Below are 25,990 nucleotides of genomic sequence, written 5' to 3'. Positions count from 1 at the left end.
GCTTAGTTGGATGTCAGCGTTATATCAGCGAGGGGGACAGGTGCAATCTCGGGGCGGAGGCCAAGCAGGGGACCGATGCGGGTGATCAATTCGGCGGCGACGGGCGTGGCGGTCCAGCCGGCGGTGCGGCGGGGATCCTTGCCCGAGGTCTCGACGGCCTCATCCAGGGTCACGATCAGCACGTATTGCGGATCATGCGCCGGGAACATTGAGGCGAAGGTCGAAATCGTCTTGTCCTTGTAGTAGCCGCCGGTCGGCTTGGGCTTGTCGGCGGTGCCGGTCTTGCCCGAAATCGAATAGAAATCGATATCCGCGAAAGAGGCCGTGCCTTCGGTTACGACCTGCCGCAGCATGGTCTGCGCCTGACGTGCGGCAGCGGCCGACATCACCTGCGGGCCGACCTGCGGCGTATCCTGGCGCAACAATGTCGGGCGGACGCGACGGCCGTCGTTTGCGATGGTGGCATAGGCGGATGCCAGATGCAGCGGGCTGATCGACATGCCGTGACCGAAGGACACCGTCATGGTGGTCAGTTCGGACCAGTTCTTCTGGATCAGCGGCGCGCCACTGGGGGCTTCGGAGAGTTCGACCGGGGTGGGTTCGAACAGCCCCAGATCCGCGAGGAATTGTTTCTGGCGTTCGATCCCGATCTGTTCGGCCAGACGCGCGGTGCCGATGTTCGACGACTTGATGATGATCTCTTCCACCGACAGTTCCTTGCCGTACCAGTGGAAGTCCTTGATCGTGTGGCGGCCCCAACGGATCGGCCCCCGGATGTCGACCATGGTCTTGGGGTTGGCGATGCCCATGTCCAGCGCCTGGGCGGCCGTGAAGATCTTGAAAGTCGAGCCAAGCTCGTAAACCCCCTGCACCGCACGGTTGAACAGCGGGCTGTCGTCGGGGTGACCTTCGGTCGGCGGGTTGGGCCGGTCGTTCGGATCGAAGTCGGGCAGCGAGACCAGGGAAATGATCTCTCCGGTATGGGCGTCCATGAGGATCGAGGTTGCGCCCTTGGCGTTCATCAGGCGCATGCCGCCGTAAAGCACTTCTTCGGCGGCAGCCTGCACGGTCAGGTCCAGCGACAGCTGCAGTGGACGGCCGCCGTTGGCGGGATCGGTGAGGTAGTCATTGAAGGCGCGTTCGATGCCCGCGGTGCCCTTGATCTCGGCCGCCGCAACGCCTTCTTCGCCATAGCCCGCGCCGCCCAGGATATGGGCCGCGATGGCGCCGTTCGGATAAAGCCGCATCTCGCGCGGGCCGAACAGCAGGCCCGGTTCGCCGATGTCGTGCACGGCCTGACGCTGTTCGGGGCTGATCTTGCGACGGATCCAGACAAAGCGGCGCGATCCGGTGAAATCCTTGATCAGACGCTCGCGGTCGAGGTCGGGGAAAATCGCAGCAAGCTCTTCGGCGGCGCGACGCGGTTCGACCATCTGGTGCGGATGCGCATAAAGAGAGAAGGTGTCGAGGTTTGTGGCCAGCACCCTGCCCTGCCGGTCGACGATGTCGCCCCGCTGCGCGACGATACCCATCCCGGCATAGGAGGTGCGCGGTTCGGCGGGTTCGGATTCCGCCACCATCCACATCTTGACCCCGATGGTCATGAAGGCCAGCGCAAAGACCGCCCCAAGCACCAGGATCCGACCCTCGGCCCGCACGCGGGCGCGGTCGCGCATTTCCTCGTGCCTCAGGCGCAGGTTCTCGCGTTCGATCGCGTCGGGGTTTTCGCCCTTTTCGCGAGCCTCGAGGATTCGGGCCAGCGGACGAAGCGGGATGCGAAGCGGGGTGTCGGTCATTCGGTGGCCTCCGGCATGGAGAGGGTCGAGACATCAACGGGGTTGTTCAGATCAACCTCGGGCACGGTGACGACCGGGTATTCCACCTGGTCCATGCGCCCGAACTGATCCGGCGTGATCGGCAGAAGCGCCAGCGGATCAAAGTTCAGCTCGGCCAGTTCACGAAGCCGGTCGGGGCGGTTCAGATAGGCCCATTCAGCCTTGAGAACGCCCAGACGTGCCCGGGCCTGGGCGATCTGGTTCTGCATGTGCTCGGCTTCGTTGACGATCTGCTTGGTCTGGTAGTTTTCCTCGTAGGCCCAGAAGCCAAGGCCGATCAGCAGCGCGAAAGACAGGATGTAAAGCAGCGGTTTCATGGCAGTTTCCCCTGAAATACAGGCATCCCCAGGGCCTTGCGATCAATGGCTTCGGCCGGGGCTTCGGTGCGCCGCGCGATCCGCAGCCGGGCGGACCGGGCGCGCGGATTCACGGCAAGTTCGTCGTCATCGGGACCGACGGCCTTCTTGGTGACGGGCGTGAAACGCGGGGCGTCTTCAGGCATCTCGGGCGCATAGCGGTTGGCCCGCCCGCCCCCGCCAGAGCGCATCTGGATGAACCGTTTGACCATGCGGTCCTCGACCGAATGGAAGGTGACGACGGCCAGCTGGCCACCGGGTTTCAGCGCGCGTTCGGCGGCCATGAGCCCTTCGGCCAGCGCGCCGTATTCGTCGTTCACCGCGATGCGCAGCGCCTGGAAGGTGCGGGTCGCGGGGTGGGACTGGCCGGGCTTGGCACGCGGCAGGCAGCCTTCGACGATATTGGCGAGGCGCAGCGTGCCCTCAATCGGGGCCTCGGCGCGGTTGCGGACGATCGCGCGGGCGATACGGCGGCTGGCGCGTTCTTCGCCATACAGAAAGATGACGTCGGCCAGATCGCCCTCGTCCATGCCGTTGACCAGATCGGCCGCCGACGGCCCCGCCTGCGACATGCGCATGTCCAGCGGGCCGTCCTTCATGAAGGAAAATCCGCGCTCGGCCAGATCCAGCTGCATGGAGCTTACGCCGAGATCGAGCACGATACCGTCGAGCGGTTCACCCGCGATGTCGTCGAGGTTGGCGAAGTTGCCCTGCCGCAGCTCAAGCCGGCCCTGGAAATCGCCGATCCAGCTTTCCGCCATCTCGAGCGCCAGCGGATCCTGATCGACGCCGATGACCCGATCCGCCCCTTCGGCCAGCAGGCCCCTGGCATAGCCGCCCGCGCCGAAAGTGCCATCCAGCCAGGTGCCGGAGACCGGCGCGACAAGCCTGAGAAGCGGGCGCAGCAGGACCGGGATATGGGGCGCGTCCGGGGTCTGGGCGCTGTCCACCATGGCCTACTCCGCCCCTTCGGTGTCGCCGAACATCAGGGCATCCATCTCGGCATCGGGATCGAAGTCTTCGCCCAGGTCGTCCTCGTACTGGGCGGCCTCGGCCTCAAGATCGACACGCTTCCAAAGCTGGAAGGTCTTCAGGTCACCAACGAAGGTGACATATTCATCCTTGCCCAGGCCCAGCCGGTCACGGACCTTGGCGGGCACGACAATGCGGCCGGTTTCGTCGACCGTCACCTGCACCGCGGAATGGATATAGTGGGCGCGCAGCGCCTTGAACTTCGGGTCGGCCTTGGGCTTGCGCGCCAAGGCGTCCTGAACTTCGGCAATCGTTTCAATGGAATAGCCCTCGACGTAGCCGTCAAGGCGGCCGGAGGTCAGAAGCACGAGGCGGGGTTGTTCACCGGGTTTCCAGTCGGGATCCTGGCTTTCGAGGACACGGCGGAAGTCGGACGGGATCGACAGGCGGAACTTGCTGTCCACCTTCATGTCTTCGCTGCCCTGGAACCGCTGCGTGTAGCCCACGTTCCTCGTCCCGTCCCCCGTTTGAATTTTCTAAGGCCCTGAAACGGAAACGGCGGATAGGAGCTGCTGCCACTGCCCTATCCGCCGCCCTCGTCCCGTTTCCGGGTATGTCCGACTGCGCGCGCCACCTGGGGGGATGTCTGCTCGCCCGCGCGCCGGATCTCTTGGTTTGATGAAAGCGGGTGCCTGTATGATCACTGCCTAGGGATTTTTTTATGGGGTCTTGATGCCCCGTTTCCCGTCTCATCTTGTGAGATATGGATGCCATGGGGGATCATGGGACGCAACAACAATTTCGCTTAAAAAGGGTTAACGACAGGGTTATCCACAGGGCTTGTCAAGGGCAACCACACCCAACAATCGGCAAAATATGGCCCATATCGTCACAGAATCGCGATCGAACACCATATATAGGCCCCGGACAGGCTTCGCCCAACCATCCCATGAAATCCAAAGAAAAGTTACGCACCGCAAGAAAAAGCGACTTTGGCGGGGTCCGCGCGGTCCGATTTCCCGGCATTTCCCGCAAAAAAGGCTCGAATCGCCAAGGATTCTTCGCCCGTCACCATGGCGGCGGCCAAAGAAAAGGCGGCCCCTGCCCGGGCCGCCCCATGGATTGCCCATGCAATCCCATCCATCCCACGATTTCCCGGAACAGTGCTCCGCCGCGCCTCAGGTGCCGGTCAGGCGAGGCCGCCTCGGATCAGCCCTTCGGCAAGACGCGCGTAGGACTCGGCCATTGGCCCGTCCCCGGCCGCCACCGGGGTTCCGGCGTCGCCGGACAGGCGGGTCTCAAGATCGATCGGCAATTGCGCCAGAAGCGGCACGCCCATCTTCTCGGCTTCAGCCGCCACGCCGCCATGACCGAATATATGGTGTTCGGTGCCGCAGGTCGGACATGTGAAAGAAGACATGTTCTCGATCAGGCCCAGCACAGGCGTCTTGAGCGTCGCGAACATGTCGATCGCCTTGCGCGCGTCGATCAATGCCACGTCCTGCGGCGTCGAGACCACCAGCGCGCCCGAAAGCTCGCTTTTTTGACAAAGCGTCAGCTGCACGTCGCCCGTGCCCGGCGGAAGGTCGACCAGCAGGACGTCCAGCTCTCCCCAGGCGACCTGCCCCAGCATCTGCTGCAGCGCGCCCATCAGCATCGGCCCGCGCCAGACCACCGCCTTGGCCTCGTCCACCATGAAGCCGATCGACATGAGCGTGACGCCATGCGCGTGCAGCGGTTCGATCGTCTTGCCATCGGGCGAGGCAGGACGCCCCGAGGCGCCCATCATCCGCGGCTGTGACGGACCATATATATCTGCATCCAGAAGGCCGACCCGCCGCCCCTGCTTCGCCAGCGCCACGGCCAGGTTCGAGGACACGGTCGACTTGCCCACGCCCCCCTTGCCCGAGGCGATGGCGAGAATGCGGGCCACCCCCGCCGGACGCATCGGCCCCGTCTGGGGCGTCGGATGACCGCCGACCTTCAACTGCGGCGGCTGTTTGGGCTTGGGCGCCGCGTCATGGGCCGTCAATACGACACTGACATCTTCAACCCCGGGCAGGTCACGCACCACACCTTCTGCCGCGCGCACGATGCCCGACATCTGCCGCGCGATCTCGGCCGAGGGCGCCTCGATCACGAACTTCACCTTGCCCCCGTCGACCGACAGCGCGCGGATCATGTCGTTCGCGACAAGATCCCCGCCATCCGGCAGAGAGATACGCTGCAACGCAGCAAAAACCGTGTCCTTGGATAGCAAAACCTGTCCTCCGGGCCATTTCCGGGCCTGTCTAACGTCCATCCGGCCGAAGTGCCAGCCGTGCAACATCCTGACGGGACGTGACGTCAACATGGTTGTCAGAGACAATTATTTTGCACACCAAATGGGCGCTTTGTATATTATCAATATCTTTCAATATCTTAATTCCCTCCCTTAATCATGCATCTGCCGCATAGCTGCGTTGCAGCATCCTCCATTGTGCAGATGCAGAAAAAAGGTACATTCAAGTCAACAGATCGCTGCAGACGCAAATACAGCAGCGAAGACGAAAGGTACGAAGATATGGCAACGATGATCGAAACCCGCAGCGCAGCAGTCCACACCGGTGGCTTCTTCACGCGCCTGCTGACCGGTCTGTCCGAGCGTTACGCAAAGTACACGACCTACCGCAAGTGCCTGGACGAACTGTCCGGCCTGTCGGATCGGGAACTGCGCGACCTGGGCCTGCACCGGTCGATGATCCGCTCCCTGGCTTACGAAGAAGCCTACCGGAGCATGTAATTCAGAGTTCGGACGGCCCTCTCCTCCTCCCTGGGCCGGTCGAAAACAGCGGCGGCATCTCTCCTCCTCCCTGATGTCGCCGCACTAATCCCCGGAGCCGGGTAAGACGCTCCGCACAGAATGCACCGGCCCTCTCCTCCTCCCTGGGTCGGTGATAGCAAGACCGGCGGCCCCTCTCCTCCTCCCTGGGGTCGCCGGACACTGCACAACAGCATCGGTGGCCCTCTCCTCCTCCCTGGGTCATCGTGAAATGGAACCGCGGCGCCTCTCCTCCTCCCTGGCGTCGCGGTTTTCTTTTTTTGGGGGCTGCATTGGCAAGACGACGGGCCCGCGGACGCCTGTGTGGATCAGCCGCCGTCAGGGGCTTCGCCCCTCTTGAGCCTGCGGCTCAATTCACCTGAAGGTATTTTTGACCAGAAGAAGATATCCGGACCAAAGGGGCCGGGTCGGACCGGTCAGTTCAAAATGGGATATCGTCGCTGGCCATCACGAACTTTGCCACGACCTTTTTCGGGCCTGCCTTTTCGAAATCGATGTCCAGCTTGTCGCCTTCGATCCCCGTCACCGCGCCATAGCCGAACTTCTGGTGAAACACCCGGTCGCCGATCGTGTAGGCGCTGATCGCCTGCGCGTCGATGACCTGGGCGCGGGTTTCGCGTGGCTGGCTGACCGGGCGCTGGTTCGCGCGGGCCTGCATGCGTTTCCAGCCGGGCGAGTTGTAGACATTCGCTTCGGACACGCGCTTGTCGATCTGGGATTCGACCTGCGGCTGTCCGGCCGCCGCGCCGAAACCGCCACCATAGAGGCCTGGGGGCGTCAGCACCTCGACATGTTCGGGGGGAAGTTCATCGATGAAGCGCGAGGGCAGCTGGCTTTGCCATTGACCAAAGACGCGACGGTTGCCGGCGAAGGAGATCGTGCAAAGCTCTTCTGCGCGGGTGATGCCGACGTAAGCCAGCCGACGCTCTTCCTCCAGCCCCTTCAGGCCCGACTCGTCCATGGAGCGTTGCGAGGGGAAAAGCCCGTCTTCCCACCCGGGCAGGAAGACCGCAGGAAACTCCAACCCCTTGGCCGCGTGGAGTGTCATGATTGACACTTTCGCACCATGGTCGTCGGATTCATTGTCCATGATGAGAGAGACGTGTTCGAGGAACCCCTGAAGGTTTTCAAAGTTCTCAAGAGCTTTGACGAGTTCCTTCAAGTTCTCGAGCCGACCGGGCGCTTCTGGCGTCTTGTCGTTCTGCCACATCTCGGTATAGCCGGATTCGTCCAGCACCATCCCGGCCAGTTCGACGTGGCTGAGATCCGCGTGGCCCGTCATACGGCCCCAACGTTCCAGGTTGTCGACCAGCGCGCGCAGTTGTCCGGCACCCTTGCCGGTGATCCCGCCCTCGTTCAGCAGGATGCGCGCCCCGTCGACCAGGGGCACGCCGTTTTCGCGCGCGCAAAGCTGGATCTTCTGCTGCGCCTTGTCGCCCAGCCCGCGCTTTGGCGTGTTCACGATCCTCTCGAACGCCAGATCATCGGACGGAGAGACCACCAGCCGGAAATAGGCCATGGCATCACGGATCTCGAGCCGTTCATAGAAGCGCGGGCCGCCAATGACGCGGTAGGGCAGACCGATGGTCAGGAACCGGTCCTCGAAGGCGCGCATCTGGTGGGACGCGCGGACTAGAATCGCCATGTTATCCAAGGACATCGGGGCCATGCCCCGCGTGCCGGACTGCATGGATTCGATCTCTTCCCCGATCCAGCGCGCCTCTTCCTCGCCGTCCCAATGGCCAATCAGGCGGACCTTTTCGCCGCCCTGCGCTTCTGTCCAAAGCTCCTTGCCCAAGCGCCCCTCGTTGCCGCGGATGACGCCCCCGGCGGCGGCGAGGATATGTTCGGTCGAGCGGTAGTTCTGTTCCAGCCGGACGACCTTGGCGCCGGGAAAATCCTTTTCGAACCGCAGGATGTTGCCGACCTCGGCGCCGCGCCAGCCATAGATCGACTGGTCGTCGTCCCCGACGCAGCAGATGTTCTTGTGCCCGCCCGCCAGCAGCCGCAGCCAGAGGTACTGGGCGACGTTGGTATCCTGGTATTCGTCGACGAGGATGTATTTGAACCAGCGCTGATACTGCGCCAGCACGTCTTCATGGGTCTGAAAGATCGTCACGATATGCAGAAGCAGATCGCCGAAATCGGTCGCGTTCAATTCCAGCAGGCGGCGCTGGTACTGGTCGTAAAGCTCGGTGCCGCGATTGTTGAAGGCCGAGGCCTCGGCCGAGGGCACCTTGGCGGGCGTCCAGGCGCGGTTCTTCCAGTGGTCGATGATTCCGGCCAGCTGCCGCGCGGGCCATCGCTTTTCGTCGATGTTGTTGGCCTGGATCAGCTGTTTCAGCAGCCGGATCTGGTCGTCCGTGTCGAGAATGGTGAAGTTCGACTTCAGCCCGACCAGTTCGGCGTGGCGGCGCAAGAGCTTGACGCAGATGGCATGGAAGGTGCCCAGCCAGGGCATCCCCTCGATCGCCTGCCCCAGCATCCGGCCGACGCGGGTCTTCATTTCCTTCGCGGCCTTGTTGGTGAAGGTGACCGACAGGATCTCGTTCGGTTGCGCCCGCCCGGTGTTTAGAAGATGCACGATCCGCGACGTCAGGGCCTTGGTCTTGCCGGTTCCCGCGCCCGCAAGCATCAGCACGGGGCCGTCCAGCGCCTCGACCGCCTCACGTTGTGCGGGGTTCAGGTCGTCCAGATAGGGCGTCGGCCGCGCAGCCATGGCGCGGGCGGAGAGGGAGGCGCCCTCAAAGGCGTCCTGTTCGTCATAGCTGCTCATGCGCGCAAAGATAGCGCGTCAGGCAGCGAAACGGAAGAGTGTGTTCACGACTTGTTCACAGGACTTCTGTTAGAGTTTTGCGGGTCAGTATCCGAACAGCGGCGGGCGCTGATCCCGCCGGAACGGCGCCGTCATCTGCCACCGGATCAGGAAATCCTTGTCCGTTGTCAGAAAGCTTACGCCCGCCGCCCTGGCGACGGTGCGCACCTGGTATTCGACGGGCTCAACCCGCCCGTCGGTGTCGATGATCACGATCGCAGGCAGCTTGCCGGTCAGTTCGGCAGCAAAGACCGCCTGATGCAGAGAATCAAAGGAGGATCGCTTGCCGTCAAATCCAACCTCGTAGACGTGCGTCGCGGTCTCGCAGTCGACGCGGATATGACGCACCTTGTCCCCGACAGTATAGTCGTGGCGCACCTCGGCCTCTCCGTTCAGGAGGAGCGAGCAGAGGATCGCGGCAAGGTGGGTTTCTCCGGGCATTAACGGAAGTTAACACGCCCGGTGGTGAAAGGAACGGTGTTTCACGCTATTGCCAATCCCTGCGACCGGGGACAGTGTCACCCGGCCATGGACCTAGACCTTTCGCACCCGACCCTGCCCGACCTGCGCGCCCGCGCGAAACGCCGCCTGCCCCATTTCGCCTGGGAATACCTTGAGAGCGGAACGGGCGAAGATTCGGCCATCCGCCGATCCCGAGAGGCGCTGGATGCGGTGGTTCTGGCGCCAGCCGTTCTCAAGGGACGGACCGAACCGGATCTGACGACCACGCTGATGGGCCGGACCTATACGCGCCCCTGGGGGGTGTCGCCGGTTGGCATGACGGGCCTGTTCTGGCCAGGGGCCGAAATCACGCTGGCGCAGCATTGCGTGGCGCAGGGGCTGCCGTTTGGCCTGTCGACGGTCGCTGCGGCCTCGGTCGAGGATCTCGCGCCGCATGTCGGCGATCAGGGCTGGTTCCAGCTTTATCCACCGCGCGACATGGATCATTGCGAGGATCTGCTGTCCCGCGCCAAGGCGGCCGGGTTCCATACGCTTGTCCTCACGGTCGATGTCCCCGGTCCGTCGCGGCGGGAACGGCAGCGGCGTGGCGGGTTGCAGACCCCGCCCCGGATTACGCCGCGGCTGTTCCTGCAATCGGTCCTGCGGCCGCATTGGTCGATGGCGGTCGCACGGGCCGGTGTGCCGTCGGTGCGCGGGCTGGCCAAATATGCCTCGCCGCATGAACCGGCGCGGCACGTCGGGCTTGCGCCGCATGCCGCACCGGACCTCGCGCTGTTCAAACGGTTGAGAGAGCTTTGGGACGGGCCGATCATCGCCAAGGGCGTGCTGGTGCCGTCGGATGCGGTGATGCTGCGGGATCTCGGCTTCGATGCGATCTGGGTGTCGAACCATGGTGGGCGCCAGTTCGACGGCGCCCCGGGATCGGCCGCCGCCCTGCCCCTTGTCCGCAAGGCGCTTGGCCCGGATTTCCCCGTGATCTTCGACGGCACGGTGACCTCCGGGCTCGACGTGCTGCGGGCGATCGCCCTGGGGGCGGATTTCGTGATGCTTGGCCGGCCATGGCTCTGGGGCGTCGCCGCTTTCGGCGCGCGTGGCGCGGCGCATGTGACGCATATCCTGACCGAAGACATGACCTCGGGCATGATCCAGATGGGGATCACCCGCCCGGCCGAGGTACGCGATCGGCTGTGGGACCAGGTCATCGGTTAAGTCCGCGCCCCCGCCGGAAAATTACGACACCACCCTTGACCAAAGGTTAGCGCAAACCCTCCTTCGCCTTATGGGGCAAGGGCTTTGCTGGGTTTGCAGTCCGCAGCCTTAACCGTTTGCAGTTTGCATATTCGCCCCTTGCGCTGCGGCGCGGCATGTCGTTTGCTTCGCGAAATGTCCCTCTCATGGAGAAGACCCCATGGCCGATTTCCAGAAAATCCTGATCGCCAACCGAGGCGAAATCGCGATCCGCATCATGCGGGCGGCGAACGAGCTTGGTAAGAAAACCGTCGCGGTCTACGCCGAGGAGGACAAGCTGGGCCTGCACCGCTTCAAGGCGGACGAGGCCTACAAGATCGGTGAAGGGCTGGGGCCGGTCGCGGCCTACCTGTCGATCGAGGAGATCATCCGCGTCGCCAAGATGTCCGGTGCCGATGCGATCCATCCGGGCTATGGCCTGCTGTCGGAAAACCCGGATTTCGTGGATGCCTGTGACGCGGCTGGGATCACCTTTATCGGCCCGAAGGCGGAAACCATGCGCGCGCTTGGCGACAAGGCCAGCGCGCGGAAGGTCGCCGTGGCGGCGGGCGTGCCCGTCATCCCCGCGACCGAGGTGCTGGGCGACGATTTCGACGCCATCACCAGGGAGGCCGAGGAGATTGGCTATCCGCTGATGCTCAAGGCGTCCTGGGGCGGCGGCGGGCGGGGCATGCGGCCCGTGACGAACTCCAAGGAGTTGAAGGAAAAGGTGCTGGAGGGGCGCCGCGAGGCCGAAGCGGCCTTCGGCAATGGCGAGGGGTATCTGGAAAAGATGATCACCCGCGCGCGCCATGTCGAGGTGCAGATCCTCGGCGACAAGCACGGGTCGATCTATCACCTCTATGAACGCGACTGTTCGGTGCAGCGCCGAAACCAGAAGGTCGTCGAACGTGCGCCGGCCCCCTATCTGAGCGAGGCGCAGCGCGAAGAGATCTGCGAACTGGGCCGCAAGATCTGCGCCCATGTGAATTATGAATGCGCGGGCACCGTCGAATTCCTGATGGATATGGAAACGGGCAAGTTCTACTTCATCGAGGTGAACCCCCGCGTGCAGGTCGAACACACCGTGACCGAAGAGGTCACCGGCATCGACATCGTGCAGGCGCAGATCATGATCGCCGAGGGCAAGGCGCTGGCCGAGGCCACCGGCAAGGCCAGCCAATACGACGTCAAGCTGACCGGGCACGCCTTGCAGACCCGGATCACCACCGAAGACCCCACGAACAATTTCATCCCCGACTACGGCCGGATCAGCGCCTATCGATCAGCCACCGGCATGGGCATCCGCCTGGACGGTGGCACGGCCTATGCGGGCGGCGTGATCACGCGGTATTACGACTCGCTGCTGGTCAAGGTGACCGCCAAGGCCCCGACGCCCGAACTTGCGATCCGCCGGATGGATCGGGCCCTGCGCGAATTCCGTATCCGGGGCGTCAGCACGAACATCGACTTCGTCATCAACCTGCTGAAGCACCCGACCTTCCTGTCGAACCAGTACACGACAAAGTTCATCGACACGACGCCCGAGCTGTTCGATTTCAAGCCGCGCCGCGACCGGGGGACGAAGGTCCTGACCTATATCGCCGACATCACCGTGAACGGGCATCCCGAGGTGCAGGGCCGTCCGCTGCCGCACCCCGACCTCAAGCCGCCGCGCATCCCCGAATTGCAGCAGGCCAAGCCCCCCGCCGGGACGCGGACGATGCTGGACGACAAGGGGCCAGAGGCAGTCGCCAAGTGGATGAAGGACCAGACGGAGCTTCTGTTCACCGACACCACGATGCGCGACGGGCACCAATCGCTCCTGGCCACGCGGATGCGATCGATCGACATGGTCAAGATCGCGCCGGTCTATGCCAGCAACCTGAGCCAGCTGTTTTCGGTCGAATGCTGGGGCGGTGCGACCTTCGACGTGGCCTATCGGTTCCTGCAGGAATGCCCCTGGCAGCGGCTGCGCGACATCCGTGAAAAGATGCCGAACATCCTGACGCAGATGCTGCTGCGCGCCTCGAACGGGGTGGGCTATACCAACTATCCCGACAACGTGGTGCAGGAATTCGTGCGCCAGGCGGCCGAGACGGGCGTGGATGTCTTCCGCGTGTTCGACAGCCTGAACTGGGTGGAAAACATGCGCGTCGCGATGGATGCGGTGCAGGCCAGCGGCAAGATCTGCGAAGGCACGATCTGCTACACCGGCGACGCCCTGGACCCGGCACGCGCCAAGTACGACATCAAGTATTACGTCGACATGGCGAAAGAGATGGAGAAGGCCGGCGCCCATGTGCTGGGCATCAAGGACATGGCGGGCGTGATGACCGCCCCGGTGGCGGCCGTCCTGTTCCCGGCCCTGAAGGATGCGGTCGACCTGCCGATCCACTTCCACACGCATGACACCTCGGGCGCGGCGATTGCGACGATCCTGACCGCCGCGCAGGCGGGCGTGGATTGTGTCGACGCCGCGATGGATGCGCTGTCGGGCAACACCTCTCAGCCCACCTTCGGATCGGTGCTTGAGGCGCTGAAGCACTCGGACCGCGCAAGCAGCATCGACATTGCCGCCGTGCGCGAGGTGTCGAACTATTGGGAGGCCGTGCGCGGCCAGTACGCGGCGTTTGAATCCGGCATGCAGGCCCCCGCCTCCGAGGTCTACCTGCACGAGATGCCGGGCGGGCAGTTCACCAACCTAAAGGCGCAGGCGCGGTCTTTGGGGCTTGAGGAACGCTGGCACGAGGTCGCGCAGGCCTATGCAGACGTGAACCAGATGTTCGGCGATATCGTGAAGGTCACGCCGTCGTCCAAGGTCGTGGGGGACATGGCGCTGATGATGGTCAGCCAGGGCCTGACCCGTGCGGATGTCGAGGACCCGAAGAAGGACGTGAGCTTCCCGGACTCGGTCGTCGACATGATGCGCGGCAATCTCGGCCAGCCTCCGGGCGGGTTCCCGGACGCGATCGTCAAGAAGGTCCTGAAGGGCGAGGCCCCCAATACCGACCGCCCCGGCGCGCATCTGCCCGCCACCGATCTTGAGGAAAAGCGGGCCGAGGCCAGCGCGGCGCTGAACGGCGTCGACATCGATAATGAAGATCTGAACGGATACCTCATGTATCCCAAGGTCTTCACCGACTACGCCACGCGGCACGAGCTTTACGGCCCCGTCCGCACGCTTCCGACGCTGACCTTCTTCTACGGCATGGAGCCCGAAGAAGAGATCACCGCCGAGATCGACCCGGGCAAGACGCTGGAAATCCGGCTGGTCACGGTCGGCCCGACGCAGGATGACGGCGAGGTGCGGGTGTTCTTCGAACTGAACGGCCAGCCCCGCGTGGTGCGCGTGCCGGACCGCAAGGCGACCGGGGCCAAGGCGGCGGCCCCCAAGGCCGATCCGACGAACCCGGCGCATGTTGCCGCCCCCATGCCGGGCGTGGTGGCGACGCTGGCGGTGTCGCCGGGTGCGAAGGTGAAGGAGGGTGACCTGCTGTTGACCATCGAGGCGATGAAGATGGAGACCGGCCTGCACGCGGACCGCGACGGGGTGGTCAAGGCCGTCTACGTCGGCGCAGGCGCGCAGATCGACGCGAAGGACCTGCTGGTCGAGTTCGAATAGCAGGACCGAAGTATGTTGACGTTGTGAAAAGGGGCGCGAAATCGCGCCCCTTTGTCATCGATTTTGGTGTCTCAACTGCGCCGGCGGGACCGCACCACGCCAAGCGCGCCGAGACCGGCCAGCAGCAGCGGGATCGACGCCGGCAGCGGCACGGCCGCATCGACGATCTTTGACTGGCCGAACGAATACGTCGTCAGCTGGGTCTGGCTGTCGGGCAAGACCATGGACAGAATGTCGCCTGTCGAAAAGCTGACACTGACGACCGAGTTCAGAGCTGGCCCGTTGTCAAACAGCACTTCGCGGAAACTTTCGACAGTATTCGCTGAGTCCGAGTCGATATCCAGAAAGAAGCTCGACATCTCACCCGGGCCGAAGTCGGTAAAAGCCAGCGCAACCTCGTCATATCTAACGCCGCCGTTCGTCTGGTCCCCCAAGGTGATGGACACCGTTCCACCAGCAGGTGGAGTAAGTGCGCCCGAGAAGTAATCAAAATTGTAGTCTGTATCCCCAACGGTGATCGAAAAGGCCGTGATCTCTCCGGTATCGCCGGTATTGGACAGGCTCAGCTTCGGCACGTTGAAGTTGGCGCCGACGGAGGAAGACCCGCTGATCGTCAGTCCGTAACCCAATGTACCGGCCGTCGCGGCCGTCGCAGTCAGCAGCGACAGCGCGGTGGTGGCCAAAATATGTTTCATGATGCGTATCCCTTGTTTGAATGATGCGATTTTACGCTGTGCGCTGCGGCCAGATCAATGTGTCGCAGTTTAACTTTAGGACGGAAATGACACTGATCGGCGCGACCTGCCCAGGCACGGCACGACGCTGGTCGAACAATCCTGACCAGACGGAGCCAGTTGGTTCCCTGGACCCGCCATTTTCGGGTGCGGTCACCGGTCCGCTGTGCCGCAAGCGCCCCGCGTTTGCACGGGCCGAACGGTCGCCGGACCGACGCGCGAAAAAAAGTGCACCGACCCCAAAATTCTCTCTTGCAGCCCCCCCGGGGTTTGATTAAACGCTGCCCTACCCAAGGAAGCGGGCGTAGCTCAGGGGTAGAGCATAACCTTGCCAAGGTTAGGGTCGGGCGTTCGAATCGCCTCGCCCGCTCCAACATCCTCCCTCAGGGGAGTGAAGAAAAAGCCTCCGGAAACGGAGGCTTTTTTCTTTTTCATTCATCTGGCGGCATCGTGATCCCGGAATGGCCTCTGGGCTCTGGCCTTCGCGGGCTGTCCCCACAAAAGTGGCCCCTGGTTCCACCGAAGGACAGCCGCGCCGTGCCGACGCTTTCGACCCTTATGCCGCTGCTGATCCTCGGCAGTCTGACACTGGCCGCAGTGCTGCTGCGGCGGACCCAGATCGGGCGGCCGCTGGCCTTCGTCGCGGGGATCGGCGTGCTGACCGGGGGATTTTCGGCGCTGGTGCAGGACCCGCCCGGTGATGGCAGCACGATCCGGGACACGCCTGTCACGACCCTGGGCGGCGAGGTCCGCGATCTGGGGCAGCGCAACGGGCGGCCGCTGGTCCTGAACCTCTGGGCGACATGGTGTGGCCCCTGCCGCAGCGAAATGCCGATGATGCAACGGATCGCAGAGGCCATGCCCGACATCGATGTGGCCTTTGCCAATCAGGCCGAGACGCCGCAACAGGTCGCGCTCTATCTGGCGACCGAAGGGTTGTCGGGGCGCGACGTCGTGCTGGACCCGGACAAGCGGCTGGCCCGGCGGTTCGGTGGCGCGGGGCTGCCTGCGACCTTCTTCTTTGCAGCCGACGGAGCGCTGGTGTCAGTATTCCTGGGCGAAATCTCCGAAGCCATGCTGCGCGACCGGATCGCGGTGATCCGCGACCGGCACTGATCCTGTCGGGGCACGGCAGCCCCCCTGTCAGACCGCCCTGCGAAGGCCGATTGCACCTTCCGCCCCCGCGTGGTTCATTCCGCGCAAAGGGAGGACCTCATGCGCTTTTTTGCTTTCACTCGCGACGGTGTCGCCGGGCTCGCCATTCAGACCGGGGCCGGATATGCCGGCCTGCTCGAGGAGGATGCCTCCTTCCCCGGATCGCTGGATGATATCCTTCGGGCGGGGACGCTCGACCAGGCGGCCAAGGTGCTGGCGGCGGGCGATGTGATCGACCCGGCCTCCATCACGCCCGCCCTGCCCTTCACGCGTGCCGGAAAGGTGCTGTGCGTCGGGTTGAACTATGCCGACCACGCGTCCGAAACGGGGCACGAGGCACCGCCCTATCCGACGGTCTTTGTCCGGTTCAACGACAACCTCGTGCCACACGAGGGCGATCTGGTCTGCCCGACGGCCTCGGACCAGTTCGACTATGAAGGCGAGGTCGTGGCAGTGATCGGCAAGCGCGGGCGGCACATCAGCCGCGACGCCGCGCTGGACCATGTCGCGGGCTATACGCTGTTCAACGACGGGTCGATCCGCGATTTCCAGATGGCCACGCCGCAGTGGACCCTTGGCAAGAACTTCGACGCGACCGGCGCGCTTGGACCGGATTTCGTCACCGCCGATGCCCTGCCCGCGGGCGCCAAGGGCCTGCGCATCACCACCCGCCTCAACGGCGAGGTCGTGCAGGACGCCAATACCGACGCGCTGATCTATGACGTCGCCACGCTGATCGAAAAGCTGTCGGCGGTCATGACGCTTGAGGTCGGTGACCTGATCGTCACTGGCACTCCGGCCGGGGTCGGCATGGCGCGCAAGCCGCAGCTGTGGATGAAGCCGGGCGATGTCTGCGAGGTCGAGGTCGACCAGATCGGCCTGCTGCGTAACCGGGTTGTCGCCGAATAGACGCGCGCATCTGCTGAAGTTTCGGGCATCCGGCGGGGTCCGACCGCGCCGGGTGCCGATAATCCTTGCCCGTCGCGCGGACCTGCGGCTAGGCGTTATTCATGCGACAACGGCGTCGCGAAATCCCGACAGACCGGATTTTGGGCAAGGCTGCCCGACGATCATGACCCTCGTCATGTGCTGTCGGCGGCCTTTTCGCGTTGCAAGGAGCGTTCCATGAAGACCTTCCCCATGTTCCTCAAGATGGCCGGGCGCCGCGTGGTTCTGTGCGGCGGAGGCGAGGAGATCGCCCGCAAGACCCGACTGATCCTCAAGACCGAAGCCCGGATCACCCTGCTGGCCCATGCGCTGGATGCCGAGCTTCAGGCGCTGGTCGATACGGGCCGGGCGGATCACGTGACCGATGCGGCCGGCGTCTTTGACAACGCGGCGCTGGTCTTCATCGGAACCGGCTGCCCGGCGTGGGACGTGGCGCTGGCCGTGCAGGCCCGGGCTGCGGGGGCCGTGGTCAACGTGATCGACCAGCCCGAGCTCTGCGATGCCTTCACGCCCTCGATCGTCGATCGCGACCCGGTGGTCGTGGCCATCGGCACCGAAGGACAGGCCCCGGTTCTGGGCCGCGCGATCAAGACCGAGGTCGAGACCATGCTGTCGCCGCGCCTTGGGTCCTTCGTCGCGCTGGCGGGGCGGTTGCGGGGGGCTGTGGCACAGCACATCGCGCGTCCAGACCGCCGGGCGTTTTGGGAATGGGCGTTCACCGGCGACGCCTTTCGCGCGCATCTGGCGGGGCGTGAACGGGCGGCGGCGTCGATGCTGAAGGCGGCGGTCGAGGCCGGTGCAGCCCCCGAACGGCGCGGTCATATCGCGCTGGTCGGAGCAGGCCCCGGCGCGCGCGACCTGCTGACGCTGCGGGCGGTGCAGCGGTTGCAGCAGGCCGATATCATCTTCTACGACCGGCTGGTCGATCCCGAGGTGCTGGAGCTTGCCCGGCGCGACGCCGACCGCGTCTACGTGGGCAAGGCCGTCGGGGCCTCGGCCTGGCCGCAGGAGCGGATCGACCAGCTGATCGTGGCCGAGGCCGCGCAGGGTCGGCGCGTCGTGCGGCTGAAGTCCGGCGACCCGTCGATCTTCGGCCGCGCGACCGAGGAAATCACCGCCGCGCGCCTTGCCGGGATCGAGGTCGAGGTCGTGCCGGGGATCACTGCAGCCTCGGCCGCTGCCGCCACGATCCAGACACCGCTGACCGAACGCGGAGAGACCGACAGCTTCACCATCTCGACCGGCATGTGCCGCCCGGGCGACGCCGCGCCCGACAGCGCCACGCTGGTGCGTCCGGGCACGACCACGGCCTTCTACATGGCCGTCGACAAGGCCCGGGACGTGCAGGCCGGGCTGATCCGGGGCGGTGCGCCCGCAGCCTGCCCGGTGGACATCGTCGCGGCGGCCTCCACCCAACAGGAGCGCCATGTGACTTGCATGCTGGGCGATCTGGCCGCGACCGTGCAGGCCGAAGCGATCGCCAGCCCGGCGGTGATCATGGTGCGGTACCCCAAGTCGCTGGCGAATGCGGCGCGGCAGGTGGCCTGAGGCCCCTCCCCCGCTCAGTCCGGGTCGAAGACCGTCCCGTCGAAGAACCGGTCGGGCGGCAGGATGACCCGCCCGCTTTCCGAGGCGACCTCGGTCGCGTGGTCCAGCCCGCCTTCCAGTTTCTGCGATGCGCTTGGCAGATCCGCGCTGACGCCCCGCAGGTGATCGCGGTAGATGTCGGTGCGGAAAACCGCGCGGGCGGCGGCCATGGCCTCGGCCTGGTCCAACCCTGTGCGTGCGGCGATGCGCATCCCGATCCAGGCCGCCTGCGACCGCCAGGGGAAGCCCGCCGCGCCGCTGGCGAAGGTCAGGAACCCGGGCGCGGCGCGCAGATCCCCCTGCGGCGAAATCGTGAAATTGCCCCGCAACCCGCGTTCGACAAGGTCGACCGGCAGGCCCAGGTAATCCGGCCGCGCCATGATCTCGGCCGCGACTTCCCGCTTTTCCGGCTGGTCCAGCCAGCTTGCCGCCCGCCAAAGTGCGCGCAGGGCCTTGCGGGTCAGGTCGGGGTTGTCCTCGGCCCAGCCCGAGCGCACCGCGAGCACCTTTTCTATCGCGGATTGGCGGATCGCCGAGGTCGGCAACAACATCACGCCATCGCCGTTTTCCACCGCCAGCGACCCCCAGGGTTCGCCGACGCAGACGGCATCGACCTCTCCGTCGGCCATGGCCTCGGCCATCAGGGGCGGGGGAACGGTGCGCACCGACAGCGACTGCGGCGCGGCAAGGCCGAGCGTGTCGAGCCAGTAATACAGAAGTTCCGCATGCATCGAGAAGGGAAAGGGCACGGCGATGCGCAGCGGCCGGCCCAGGGCGATCAGCGCGCGGCCGGCGGCGGCGGCGTCGGTGAAATCGAACCCGTAGCCCGCCGCCTGCATTTCCGCCGCGATCGCCTTGCTGACCGACACGACGTTGCCCGACAGGTTCAGCGCGGCGATCACATCCATGCCGCCCAGCGCGCCAAGGCCAAGGGCATGGGCCACCGGCACCGGCGCCAGCATCTGGGCCGCGTCCAGCTTGCCCAACAGAAGGTAATCGCGCAGCGACGACCACGAGGTCGCCTTGATCAGCGACAGCTCCAGCCCCTCTTCCGCGGCAAAACCCATTTCGCGCGCAACGATCAGCGGGGCGGCATCGGTCAGGGGCAGGAAGCCTGCCGTCAGCACATCGCTCATGACAGCAGACCCGCCGCGGTCACCAGCGCCTCGGCCACGTCCGACAGGCGTCGGCCCCGGTCCATCGCGGTCTTGCGCAGCATGGCATAGGCCTCTTCTTCCGACAGGCCCTTGGATTTCATCAAGATGCCCTTGGCGCGGTCGATGACCTTGCGTTCTTCCAGCGCGCGCTTCGTGGTCTCAAGCTCGGTCCGCATCCGCTTGAAGACGGAAAACCGGCTGATTGCCGCATCCAGCACGGGCCGGATGCGATGCGTCTGCAGACCGTCCACGACATAGGCCGATACCCCCGCTTCGACCGCTGCACGGGTCAGCCCGTCGTCGGACCGGTCCACGAACATCGCCACGGGACGTTCCAGCGGGCCGGACGCCGAGGCGAGCTCTTCAAGAATATCGCGCGAGGGGCTTTCAAGGTCGATCAGCACCACGTCGGGGTTCAGTTCGGCGACGCGCCGCGCAAGCCCGGAGGATTCAGAGATGACGGAGATCGCGAACTGGTCGCCGCCGCCCAGACCATCGACGATCTGCAACGCCCGGTCCCGATCCGATTCAACGACAAGGATGGAAAGCTGGTTGGCCATGGCTCCAATTCTGCGCCGCAGCGGGACGCGGGACAAGGTGTTTCGGGGCCCTTCCGGGGCCTGTACACCAGACGGCTGCGCGAGGAATCACCCGCCCGGGATCAACGCATACAGGCGTGTGCCCGGCCCGAGGGAAACCCGGACCGTTCCGATGCCGCGTATTTTTCGCGACCCACCCCGGGCATCTGATGAAACAATGTGCAAACCCGCATTTCTGCACATGCAAAATCGTCGAATCCTGACCTTTTCCCGGCTTTGATCTTTTTTCCTGCTGCTGTGCGGCCTATCCAGAATGCAACCGGACGCAATGGCGCTGACGGTTTTTGAATTTCCCATCGACAGGGACAAGCTGAGCAAAGCCGCTCGTACTCCGCCCATCTCAAGGCGTGACGTACTGCGGCTTTTTTTCGTTCATGCTCCGTCCCTTGCCGGACCGGAGCTATCTGGAAAGGAAAGACGATGAAGAAAGTTCTCTTTGGTCTGATGGCCTCTGTGGCCTTGGCCTCGCCCGCCTTGGCGGAGCTTGAGCTTGAAAAAGACGAACTGACCTTCGGGTTCATCAAACTCACCGACATGGCGCCTTTGGCCGTGGCCTATGAACAGGGCTACTTCCTTGACGAGGGTCTGTTCGTCACGCTGGAAGCGCAGGCGAACTGGAAGGTTCTGCTGGACGGCGTGATCGGCGGACAGCTGGACGGCGCGCATATGCTGGCCGGTCAGCCGCTGGCCGCCACCATCGGCTTCGGCACCGAGGCGCATATCATCACCCCCTTCTCGATGGACCTGAACGGCAACGGCATCACCGTGTCGAACGAGGTCTGGGAACAGATGAAGCCGAACATCCCCACCATGGATGACGGCCGCCCGCAGCACCCGATTTCCGCCGCCGCGATGGCGCCGGTGGTTGAAAAGTACAAGTCCGAAGGCAAGCCCTTCAACATGGGCATGGTCTTCCCGGTCTCGACCCACAACTACGAACTGCGCTACTGGCTGGCCGCCGGTGGTCTGCACCCGGGCTTCTACAGCCCCGAAAACATCTCGGGCCAGATCGCGGCTGACGTTCTGCTGTCCGTGACGCCCCCGCCGCAGATGCCCGCCACGCTCGAAGCCGGCACGATCTACGGCTACTGCGTGGGCGAACCGTGGAACCAGCAGGCGGTGTTCAAGGGCATCGGCGTTCCGGTCATCACCGACTATGAACTCTGGAAGAACAACCCAGAGAAGGTCTTTGGCATCACCGCCGAATTTGCCGAACAGTACCCGAACACCACCAAGGCGGTGACCAAGGCGCTGATCCGCGCGGCCATCTGGCTGGACGAGAACGACAACGCCAACCGCATGGAGGCGGTCGAGATCCTGGCCAAGCCCGAATACGTCGGCGCGGATGCCGAGGTGATCGCGAACTCCATGACCGGCACCTTCGAGTATGAGAAGGGCGACAAGCGCGAGGTCCCCGACTTCAACGTCTTCTTCCGCTACAACGCGACCTACCCCTTCTATTCCGACGCCGTCTGGTACCTGACCCAGATGCGCCGTTGGGGCCAGATCGCCGATGCGAAGTCGGACGAATGGTACGACGAGGTCGCCAAGTCGGTCTATCGCCCGGACATCTACCTCGAAGCAGCCCGTCTGCTGGTCGACGAAGGCCTGGCGAACGAAGCCGACTTCCCCTGGGACAGCGATGGCTACAAGGCGCCGACCCCGGCCGAAGACATCATCGACGGCATCCCCTTCGACGGCAAGACGCCCAATGCCTACCTGGAAAGTCTGCCGATCGGCCTGAAGGGCGAACAGAAGGTCGTGGGCAACGAGGTGCAAGGCTAAGGCCTGACCTTCCCCGGGGTGCGTGCCGACGCGTACCCCATGACGGGACGGCGGGCGGGGTGAGGCTCCGGTAGGAGCGAACGCCGCCCGACGTCGATCCCCCAAGGCCGCAACGGCGTGGCCCCTACAGAACCCAGCTACAGCAAGGACGGACATCATGACCGCCATCGACCACCAGGATCTGGACGCCGCCGCCGCCAAGGAAGCCCGTCGCGCCCGGCTCTTTACCACCGTCAACAAGGCCGACAAATGGCTGACCGTCCTGGGCCTTGCCTGGGTCGCCCCCCTGATCAAGGCCGCGGCCGGGGACAACCCGCGCGCCCAGATGAAGGACGTCTGGCGCCTGCTGGGCGTGCCGCTGCTGGCCATCGCGCTGTTTCTCGCGCTTTGGTCCAACCTCGCGCCTCGCGTGCAGACCTCGCTTGGCGCCGTGCCGGGCCCCAGCCAGGTCTGGACCGAAGTCGTGAACCTGCATCAAGACGCGCAGGACAAGGCCGCCAAGAAGGCCAAGTTCGAGGACATGGTCGCCAAGCGGAACGAGAAACTGATCGCCGCGGGCAAGGAAGACCAGGTCAAGATGGTCGCCTATACCGGCGCGCCGTCCTACTACCAGCAGATCTGGACCTCGATCAAAACCGTCTTCTTCGGCTTCCTGATCGCCACCGTGGTCGCCGTGCCGCTTGGCATCGCCGCAGGCCTTTCGGTCACCGCGAACGCCGCGCTCAACCCGCTGGTGCAGATCTTCAAACCGGTCTCGCCGCTCGCCTGGCTGCCGATCGTGACGATGATCGTCTCGGCCGTCTACACGACGAATGACGGGCTCTTTTCCAAGTCGTTCCTGATCTCGGCCATCACGGTGACACTCTGTTCGCTCTGGCCGACGCTGATCAATACCTCGCTTGGCGTGGCCTCGATCGACAAGGACCTCGTGAACGTCTCGAAGGTCCTGAAGATGAACACCTGGACCAAGATCACCAAGCTGGTCCTGCCCTCGGCCCTGCCGCTGATCTTCACCGGTCTGCGCCTGTCGCTTGGTGTGGGCTGGATGGTCCTGATCGCGGCGGAAATGCTGGCGCAGAACCCCGGCCTTGGAAAGTTCGTCTGGGACGAATTCCAGAACGGGTCGTCGCAGTCGCTCGCCAAGATCATGGTCGCGGTCTTCACCATCGGGATCATCGGCTTCCTGCTCGACCGGGTGATGTTCGCCCTGCAGGCCGCCTTCACCTTCACCAACAACCGCTGATCGGGGACGTATCATGAGCATTCTCAAGTTCGACAACGTCTACAAAGGCTTCGGCGAAGGCACCCAGCTGACGACGGTTCTCAAGGGGATCGACCTTGAGGTCGCCGAGGGCGAATTCCTGGTGATCCTGGGCTTTTCGGGCACCGGCAAGACGACCTTGATCAACCTGATGGCAGGGCTTGAGACGCCCTCCTTCGGCGAGGTCACCTTCAAGGGCAAGCCGATCGAAGGCCCCGGCCCCGAACGCGGCGTGATCTTCCAAAGCTATTCGCTGATGCCCTGGCTGACCGTCGAAGGGAACGTCCGGCTGGCGCTGGATTCGGTCTTCCCGTCGATGCCCGCCAAGGAAAAGTCCGAAAAGGTCGCGCATTACGTCAAGATGGTGGGGCTGAGCCACGCCGCCACCCGCCGCCCGGCCGAACTGTCGGGCGGGATGCGCCAGCGGGTCAACGTGGCACGGGCCCTGGCGATGAACCCCGAGGTCCTGCTGCTGGACGAACCGCTGTCGGCGCTGGATGCGCTGACCCGGGCCAACCTCGCCGACGAGATCGAGGCGATCTGGCAGGCCGACCGCAAGACCTGCGTTCTGATCACCAACGACGTGGACGAGGCCATCGTGCTGGCCGACCGGATCGTCACGCTGAACCCCGACGGGACGCTTGGCGCCGAATTCAAGGTGACCATCCCGCGTCCCCGCGAACGGTCGGCCATGAACCACGACGATACCTTCAAGAGGCTGCGGGCCGAGGTCACCAACTACCTGATGGACGTGGGCATCGAGGCCAAGCCGGAAGGGTCGCGCATCCTGCCCGACATCCAGCCCAAGCACACCCATGACGCCAACCTGCCCTCGGCCGTGGCCGACGCGCAGAAGGGCCTGATCGATCAGCGGTATCTTTCGTTCGAACAGCTGCACAAGATCTACCCGACCCCCAAGGGGCCGCTGACGGTCGTCGAAGACTTCAACCTGAAACTCGACCGGGGGGAATTCATCTCGCTCATCGGGCATTCGGGCTGCGGCAAGTCCACTGTGCTGACCATGGTCGCGGGGTTGAACGACATCTCGAAGGGCGTGATCAAGCTGGATGGCTATGACGTGCAGGGGGCCGACCCCGAACGGGCCGTCGTCTTCCAGTCGCCAAACCTTTTCCCCTGGCTCTCGGCCCGCGAAAACGTCGCGATCGGGGTCGACAAGGTCTATCCCAAGGCGTCGCAGGCCGAACGGCAGGACGTGGTCGACTATTACCTTGAACGGGTGGGCCTTGGCGATGCGATGAACAAGTCCGCCTCCGAGATGTCGAATGGCATGAAGCAGCGGGTCGGCATCGCGCGGGCCTTTGCCCTGTCGCCCAAGCTGCTGCTGCTGGATGAACCCTTCGGCATGCTCGACAGCCTGACAAGGTGGGAGCTGCAGGAGGTTCTCATGGAGGTCTGGTCCCGCACCAAGGTCACCGCGATCTGCGTGACCCATGACGTGGACGAGGCAATCCTGCTGGCCGACCGCGTCGTCATGATGACCAACGGGCCGCAGGCCACCATCGGCAAGATCGTCAACGTCGACCTGCCCCGCCCCCGCACCCGCAAGGCGCTGCTGGAGCATCCGGATTACTACCTCTACCGCGAGCAGGTCCTCGATTTCCTTGAAGAATACGAACACGGCGCGACCGGAAAGTCCGAAAAGACCGCCAAGGCCACGCCCGACGCCAAGAAGAAGGAGGCCGCGTGATGGAAACGGTTCTGGACGCCGAGGTCCGCACCTTCATCCAGGTCTCCGAGGTCTGGGTGCCCGAGGGTGACACGCTGGTCCATGCCGGGGGCGACTATGGCACCCTCGCCGCGTTCGAAGACGCCTCGCGCCGCGTGTCCTTCGCAAAGGGCGAAGGGCTGCCGGGCAAGGCCTGGGCCGAGGCACGGCCGGTCGTGCTCAAGGGGTTTGACGGGTCGTACTTTCAGCGGATCGAAGCCGCGGCCGAGGCCGGGCTGACCTCGGCCGTGGCGATCCCGGTCTTCGATGGCAAGGTGCTGAAGGCCGTGCTGGTCGTGCTGTGCGGCGACGATGATCAGCGCACCGGCGCGATCGAGGTCTGGCACGAAAACGACGGGCTCCTGATGCTCGACGATGGCTACTACGGGGCCGCCAAGCATTTCGAATGGGTCAGCCAGCACACGCATTTCCCGCGCGGCCAGGGCCTGCCCGGCGGTGTCTGGTCCTCGCACACGCCGATGCTGATGCGCGACCTCGGTTCGGGCTACAAGTTCATCCGCGCCGACAGTGCGGCCAAGGCCGGACTGACGACGGGATTGGGCCTGCCGATCCCGGTGCCGGGCGACACGTCCTTCGTGCTCACGCTGCTGTCGGCCCAGGGCACGCCGATCGCCCGCCGGTTCGAGATCTGGGACGCCCGCGCCGCCCGCAACGGCAGCGCGAACGAAGCGCGGCTGGTCGACGGGATCTGTGCCCGCGACGGCGCGCTCTGGGATCCCGAAAACGCCGGCAACGAACGCAAGGCCGTCGCCTGGCAGGGGGCCATCGGCCGCGTGCTGGGCACCGGCGTGCCGGTGATCGAGGCGGGCAAACCGGGGATCACGGCGGGCTATGCGTCAATGGTCGCGCTGCCCATCCATCAACACGGTGAACTCAGCCACGTCGTGGCCTGGTACCTTTAAAG

The 25,990-nt window shown here is 64.6% G+C and carries 20 protein-coding genes and 1 tRNA gene; 11 read left to right on the top strand and 10 right to left on the bottom strand.

Features of this window, described 5'->3' with window-relative positions; all coding sequences use genetic code 11:
- Positions 1-2: 2 nt before the first annotated feature.
- The 5 genes from E4S58_RS03345 to E4S58_RS03325 all read right to left on the bottom strand — a co-directional run bounded on the left by E4S58_RS03345 (position 3) and on the right by E4S58_RS03325 (position 5,423).
- Positions 3-1,796: a peptidoglycan D,D-transpeptidase FtsI family protein gene (locus E4S58_RS03345; RefSeq protein ID WP_136634883.1), complete on the bottom strand. Its 1,794-nt coding sequence runs from the start codon at positions 1,794-1,796 to the stop codon at positions 3-5.
- Positions 1,793-2,152 carry a cell division protein FtsL gene (ftsL, locus tag E4S58_RS03340; RefSeq protein WP_136634882.1) on the bottom strand — a complete coding sequence of 120 codons (360 nt, stop codon included), beginning with the start codon at positions 2,150-2,152 and terminating at the stop codon, positions 1,793-1,795. Before ftsL ends, E4S58_RS03345 begins: the two co-directional genes overlap by 4 nt.
- A complete protein-coding gene (gene rsmH / locus E4S58_RS03335) occupies positions 2,149-3,144 on the bottom strand; it encodes a 16S rRNA (cytosine(1402)-N(4))-methyltransferase RsmH (protein ID WP_136634881.1) in 996 nt (331 codons plus the stop codon). Before rsmH ends, ftsL begins: the two co-directional genes overlap by 4 nt.
- Before the next feature lie 3 nt (positions 3,145-3,147).
- Positions 3,148-3,669 carry a division/cell wall cluster transcriptional repressor MraZ gene (locus tag E4S58_RS03330; protein ID WP_136634880.1) on the bottom strand — a complete coding sequence of 174 codons (522 nt, stop codon included), beginning with the start codon at positions 3,667-3,669 and terminating at the stop codon, positions 3,148-3,150.
- Positions 3,670-4,352: 683 nt separating this feature from the next.
- Entirely contained in the window at positions 4,353-5,423 is a 1,071-nt protein-coding gene (locus tag E4S58_RS03325; protein ID WP_420821268.1) for an Mrp/NBP35 family ATP-binding protein, read from the bottom strand.
- 303 nt (positions 5,424-5,726) lie between these two features.
- Between E4S58_RS03325 and E4S58_RS03320 the strand changes: the two genes are divergently transcribed.
- A complete protein-coding gene (locus E4S58_RS03320; protein ID WP_136635816.1) occupies positions 5,727-5,945 on the top strand; it encodes a DUF1127 domain-containing protein in 219 nt (72 codons plus the stop codon).
- A gap of 460 nt (positions 5,946-6,405) precedes the next feature.
- Here E4S58_RS03320 and E4S58_RS03315 read toward each other — a convergent pair whose 3' ends face one another.
- The gene (locus E4S58_RS03315) at positions 6,406-8,760 is read right to left on the bottom strand and encodes an ATP-dependent helicase (RefSeq protein WP_136634879.1); all 2,355 of its coding nucleotides are present in this window, start codon (positions 8,758-8,760) and stop codon (positions 6,406-6,408) included.
- An 84-nt stretch (positions 8,761-8,844) separates the two neighbouring features.
- Positions 8,845-9,240, bottom strand: coding sequence for a hypothetical protein (locus E4S58_RS03310; RefSeq protein WP_136634878.1), 396 nt, complete (start codon positions 9,238-9,240; stop codon positions 8,845-8,847).
- 87 nt (positions 9,241-9,327) lie between these two features.
- Here E4S58_RS03310 and E4S58_RS03305 point away from each other — a divergent pair, with 87 nt between their 5' ends.
- Both E4S58_RS03305 and E4S58_RS03300 read left to right on the top strand, forming a co-directional pair.
- A complete protein-coding gene (locus E4S58_RS03305) occupies positions 9,328-10,470 on the top strand; it encodes an alpha-hydroxy acid oxidase (RefSeq protein WP_136634877.1) in 1,143 nt (380 codons plus the stop codon).
- Positions 10,471-10,669: 199 nt separating this feature from the next.
- Entirely contained in the window at positions 10,670-14,113 is a 3,444-nt protein-coding gene (locus E4S58_RS03300) for a pyruvate carboxylase (protein WP_136634876.1), read from the top strand.
- A gap of 71 nt (positions 14,114-14,184) precedes the next feature.
- Here the strand turns inward: E4S58_RS03300 and E4S58_RS03295 are convergent, their stop codons facing one another.
- Positions 14,185-14,808, bottom strand: a complete 624-nt coding sequence (locus E4S58_RS03295; protein ID WP_136634875.1) for a VPLPA-CTERM sorting domain-containing protein — start codon at positions 14,806-14,808, stop codon at positions 14,185-14,187.
- Between the two features lie 337 nt (positions 14,809-15,145).
- On the opposite strand from E4S58_RS03295, the gene E4S58_RS03290 reads away from it, so the two are divergent.
- From E4S58_RS03290 to cysG, 4 genes are all read left to right on the top strand, one after another.
- Positions 15,146-15,220 (top strand) — tRNA-Gly (locus E4S58_RS03290).
- A gap of 164 nt (positions 15,221-15,384) precedes the next feature.
- A complete protein-coding gene (locus E4S58_RS03285) occupies positions 15,385-15,963 on the top strand; it encodes a TlpA family protein disulfide reductase (RefSeq protein WP_136634874.1) in 579 nt (192 codons plus the stop codon).
- Between the two features lie 99 nt (positions 15,964-16,062).
- Positions 16,063-16,911 (top strand): fumarylacetoacetate hydrolase family protein, encoded by an 849-nt coding sequence (locus E4S58_RS03280; protein WP_136634873.1) that lies wholly within the window; start codon positions 16,063-16,065, stop codon positions 16,909-16,911.
- 216 nt (positions 16,912-17,127) lie between these two features.
- Positions 17,128-18,498, top strand: coding sequence for a siroheme synthase CysG (gene cysG, locus E4S58_RS03275; RefSeq protein WP_136634872.1), 1,371 nt, complete (start codon positions 17,128-17,130; stop codon positions 18,496-18,498).
- A 14-nt stretch (positions 18,499-18,512) separates the two neighbouring features.
- Here cysG and E4S58_RS03270 read toward each other — a convergent pair whose 3' ends face one another.
- Together E4S58_RS03270 and E4S58_RS03265 are read right to left on the bottom strand one after the other, a co-directional pair.
- Positions 18,513-19,673 (bottom strand): ABC transporter substrate-binding protein, encoded by a 1,161-nt coding sequence (locus E4S58_RS03270; protein ID WP_136634871.1) that lies wholly within the window; start codon positions 19,671-19,673, stop codon positions 18,513-18,515.
- Positions 19,670-20,254 (bottom strand): ANTAR domain-containing response regulator, encoded by a 585-nt coding sequence (locus tag E4S58_RS03265; protein WP_136634870.1) that lies wholly within the window; start codon positions 20,252-20,254, stop codon positions 19,670-19,672. The genes E4S58_RS03270 and E4S58_RS03265 overlap by 4 nt, the downstream gene beginning before the upstream one ends.
- Positions 20,255-20,713: 459 nt before the next feature.
- Here E4S58_RS03265 and E4S58_RS03260 point away from each other — a divergent pair, with 459 nt between their 5' ends.
- The 4 genes from E4S58_RS03260 to E4S58_RS03245 all read left to right on the top strand — a co-directional run bounded on the left by E4S58_RS03260 (position 20,714) and on the right by E4S58_RS03245 (position 25,988).
- Positions 20,714-22,078, top strand: a complete 1,365-nt coding sequence (locus E4S58_RS03260) for a CmpA/NrtA family ABC transporter substrate-binding protein (RefSeq protein WP_136634869.1) — start codon at positions 20,714-20,716, stop codon at positions 22,076-22,078.
- A 157-nt stretch (positions 22,079-22,235) separates the two neighbouring features.
- Positions 22,236-23,321: an ABC transporter permease gene (locus E4S58_RS03255; RefSeq protein ID WP_136634868.1), complete on the top strand. Its 1,086-nt coding sequence runs from the start codon at positions 22,236-22,238 to the stop codon at positions 23,319-23,321.
- A 13-nt stretch (positions 23,322-23,334) separates the two neighbouring features.
- Positions 23,335-25,047 (top strand): ABC transporter ATP-binding protein, encoded by a 1,713-nt coding sequence (locus E4S58_RS03250; protein WP_136634867.1) that lies wholly within the window; start codon positions 23,335-23,337, stop codon positions 25,045-25,047.
- Positions 25,047-25,988, top strand: a complete 942-nt coding sequence (locus E4S58_RS03245) for a GAF domain-containing protein (RefSeq protein ID WP_136634866.1) — start codon at positions 25,047-25,049, stop codon at positions 25,986-25,988. The genes E4S58_RS03250 and E4S58_RS03245 overlap by 1 nt, the downstream gene beginning before the upstream one ends.
- The last annotated feature ends 2 nt before the right edge of the window (positions 25,989-25,990 follow it).

This window comes from Pseudooceanicola onchidii, assembly GCF_004959925.1.
GTDB classification, from domain to species: Bacteria; Pseudomonadota; Alphaproteobacteria; order Rhodobacterales; family Rhodobacteraceae; genus Pseudooceanicola; species Pseudooceanicola onchidii.
Note: the sequence above shows the minus strand (reverse complement) of the source record. Positions and strands in the feature narration are given on the sequence as shown.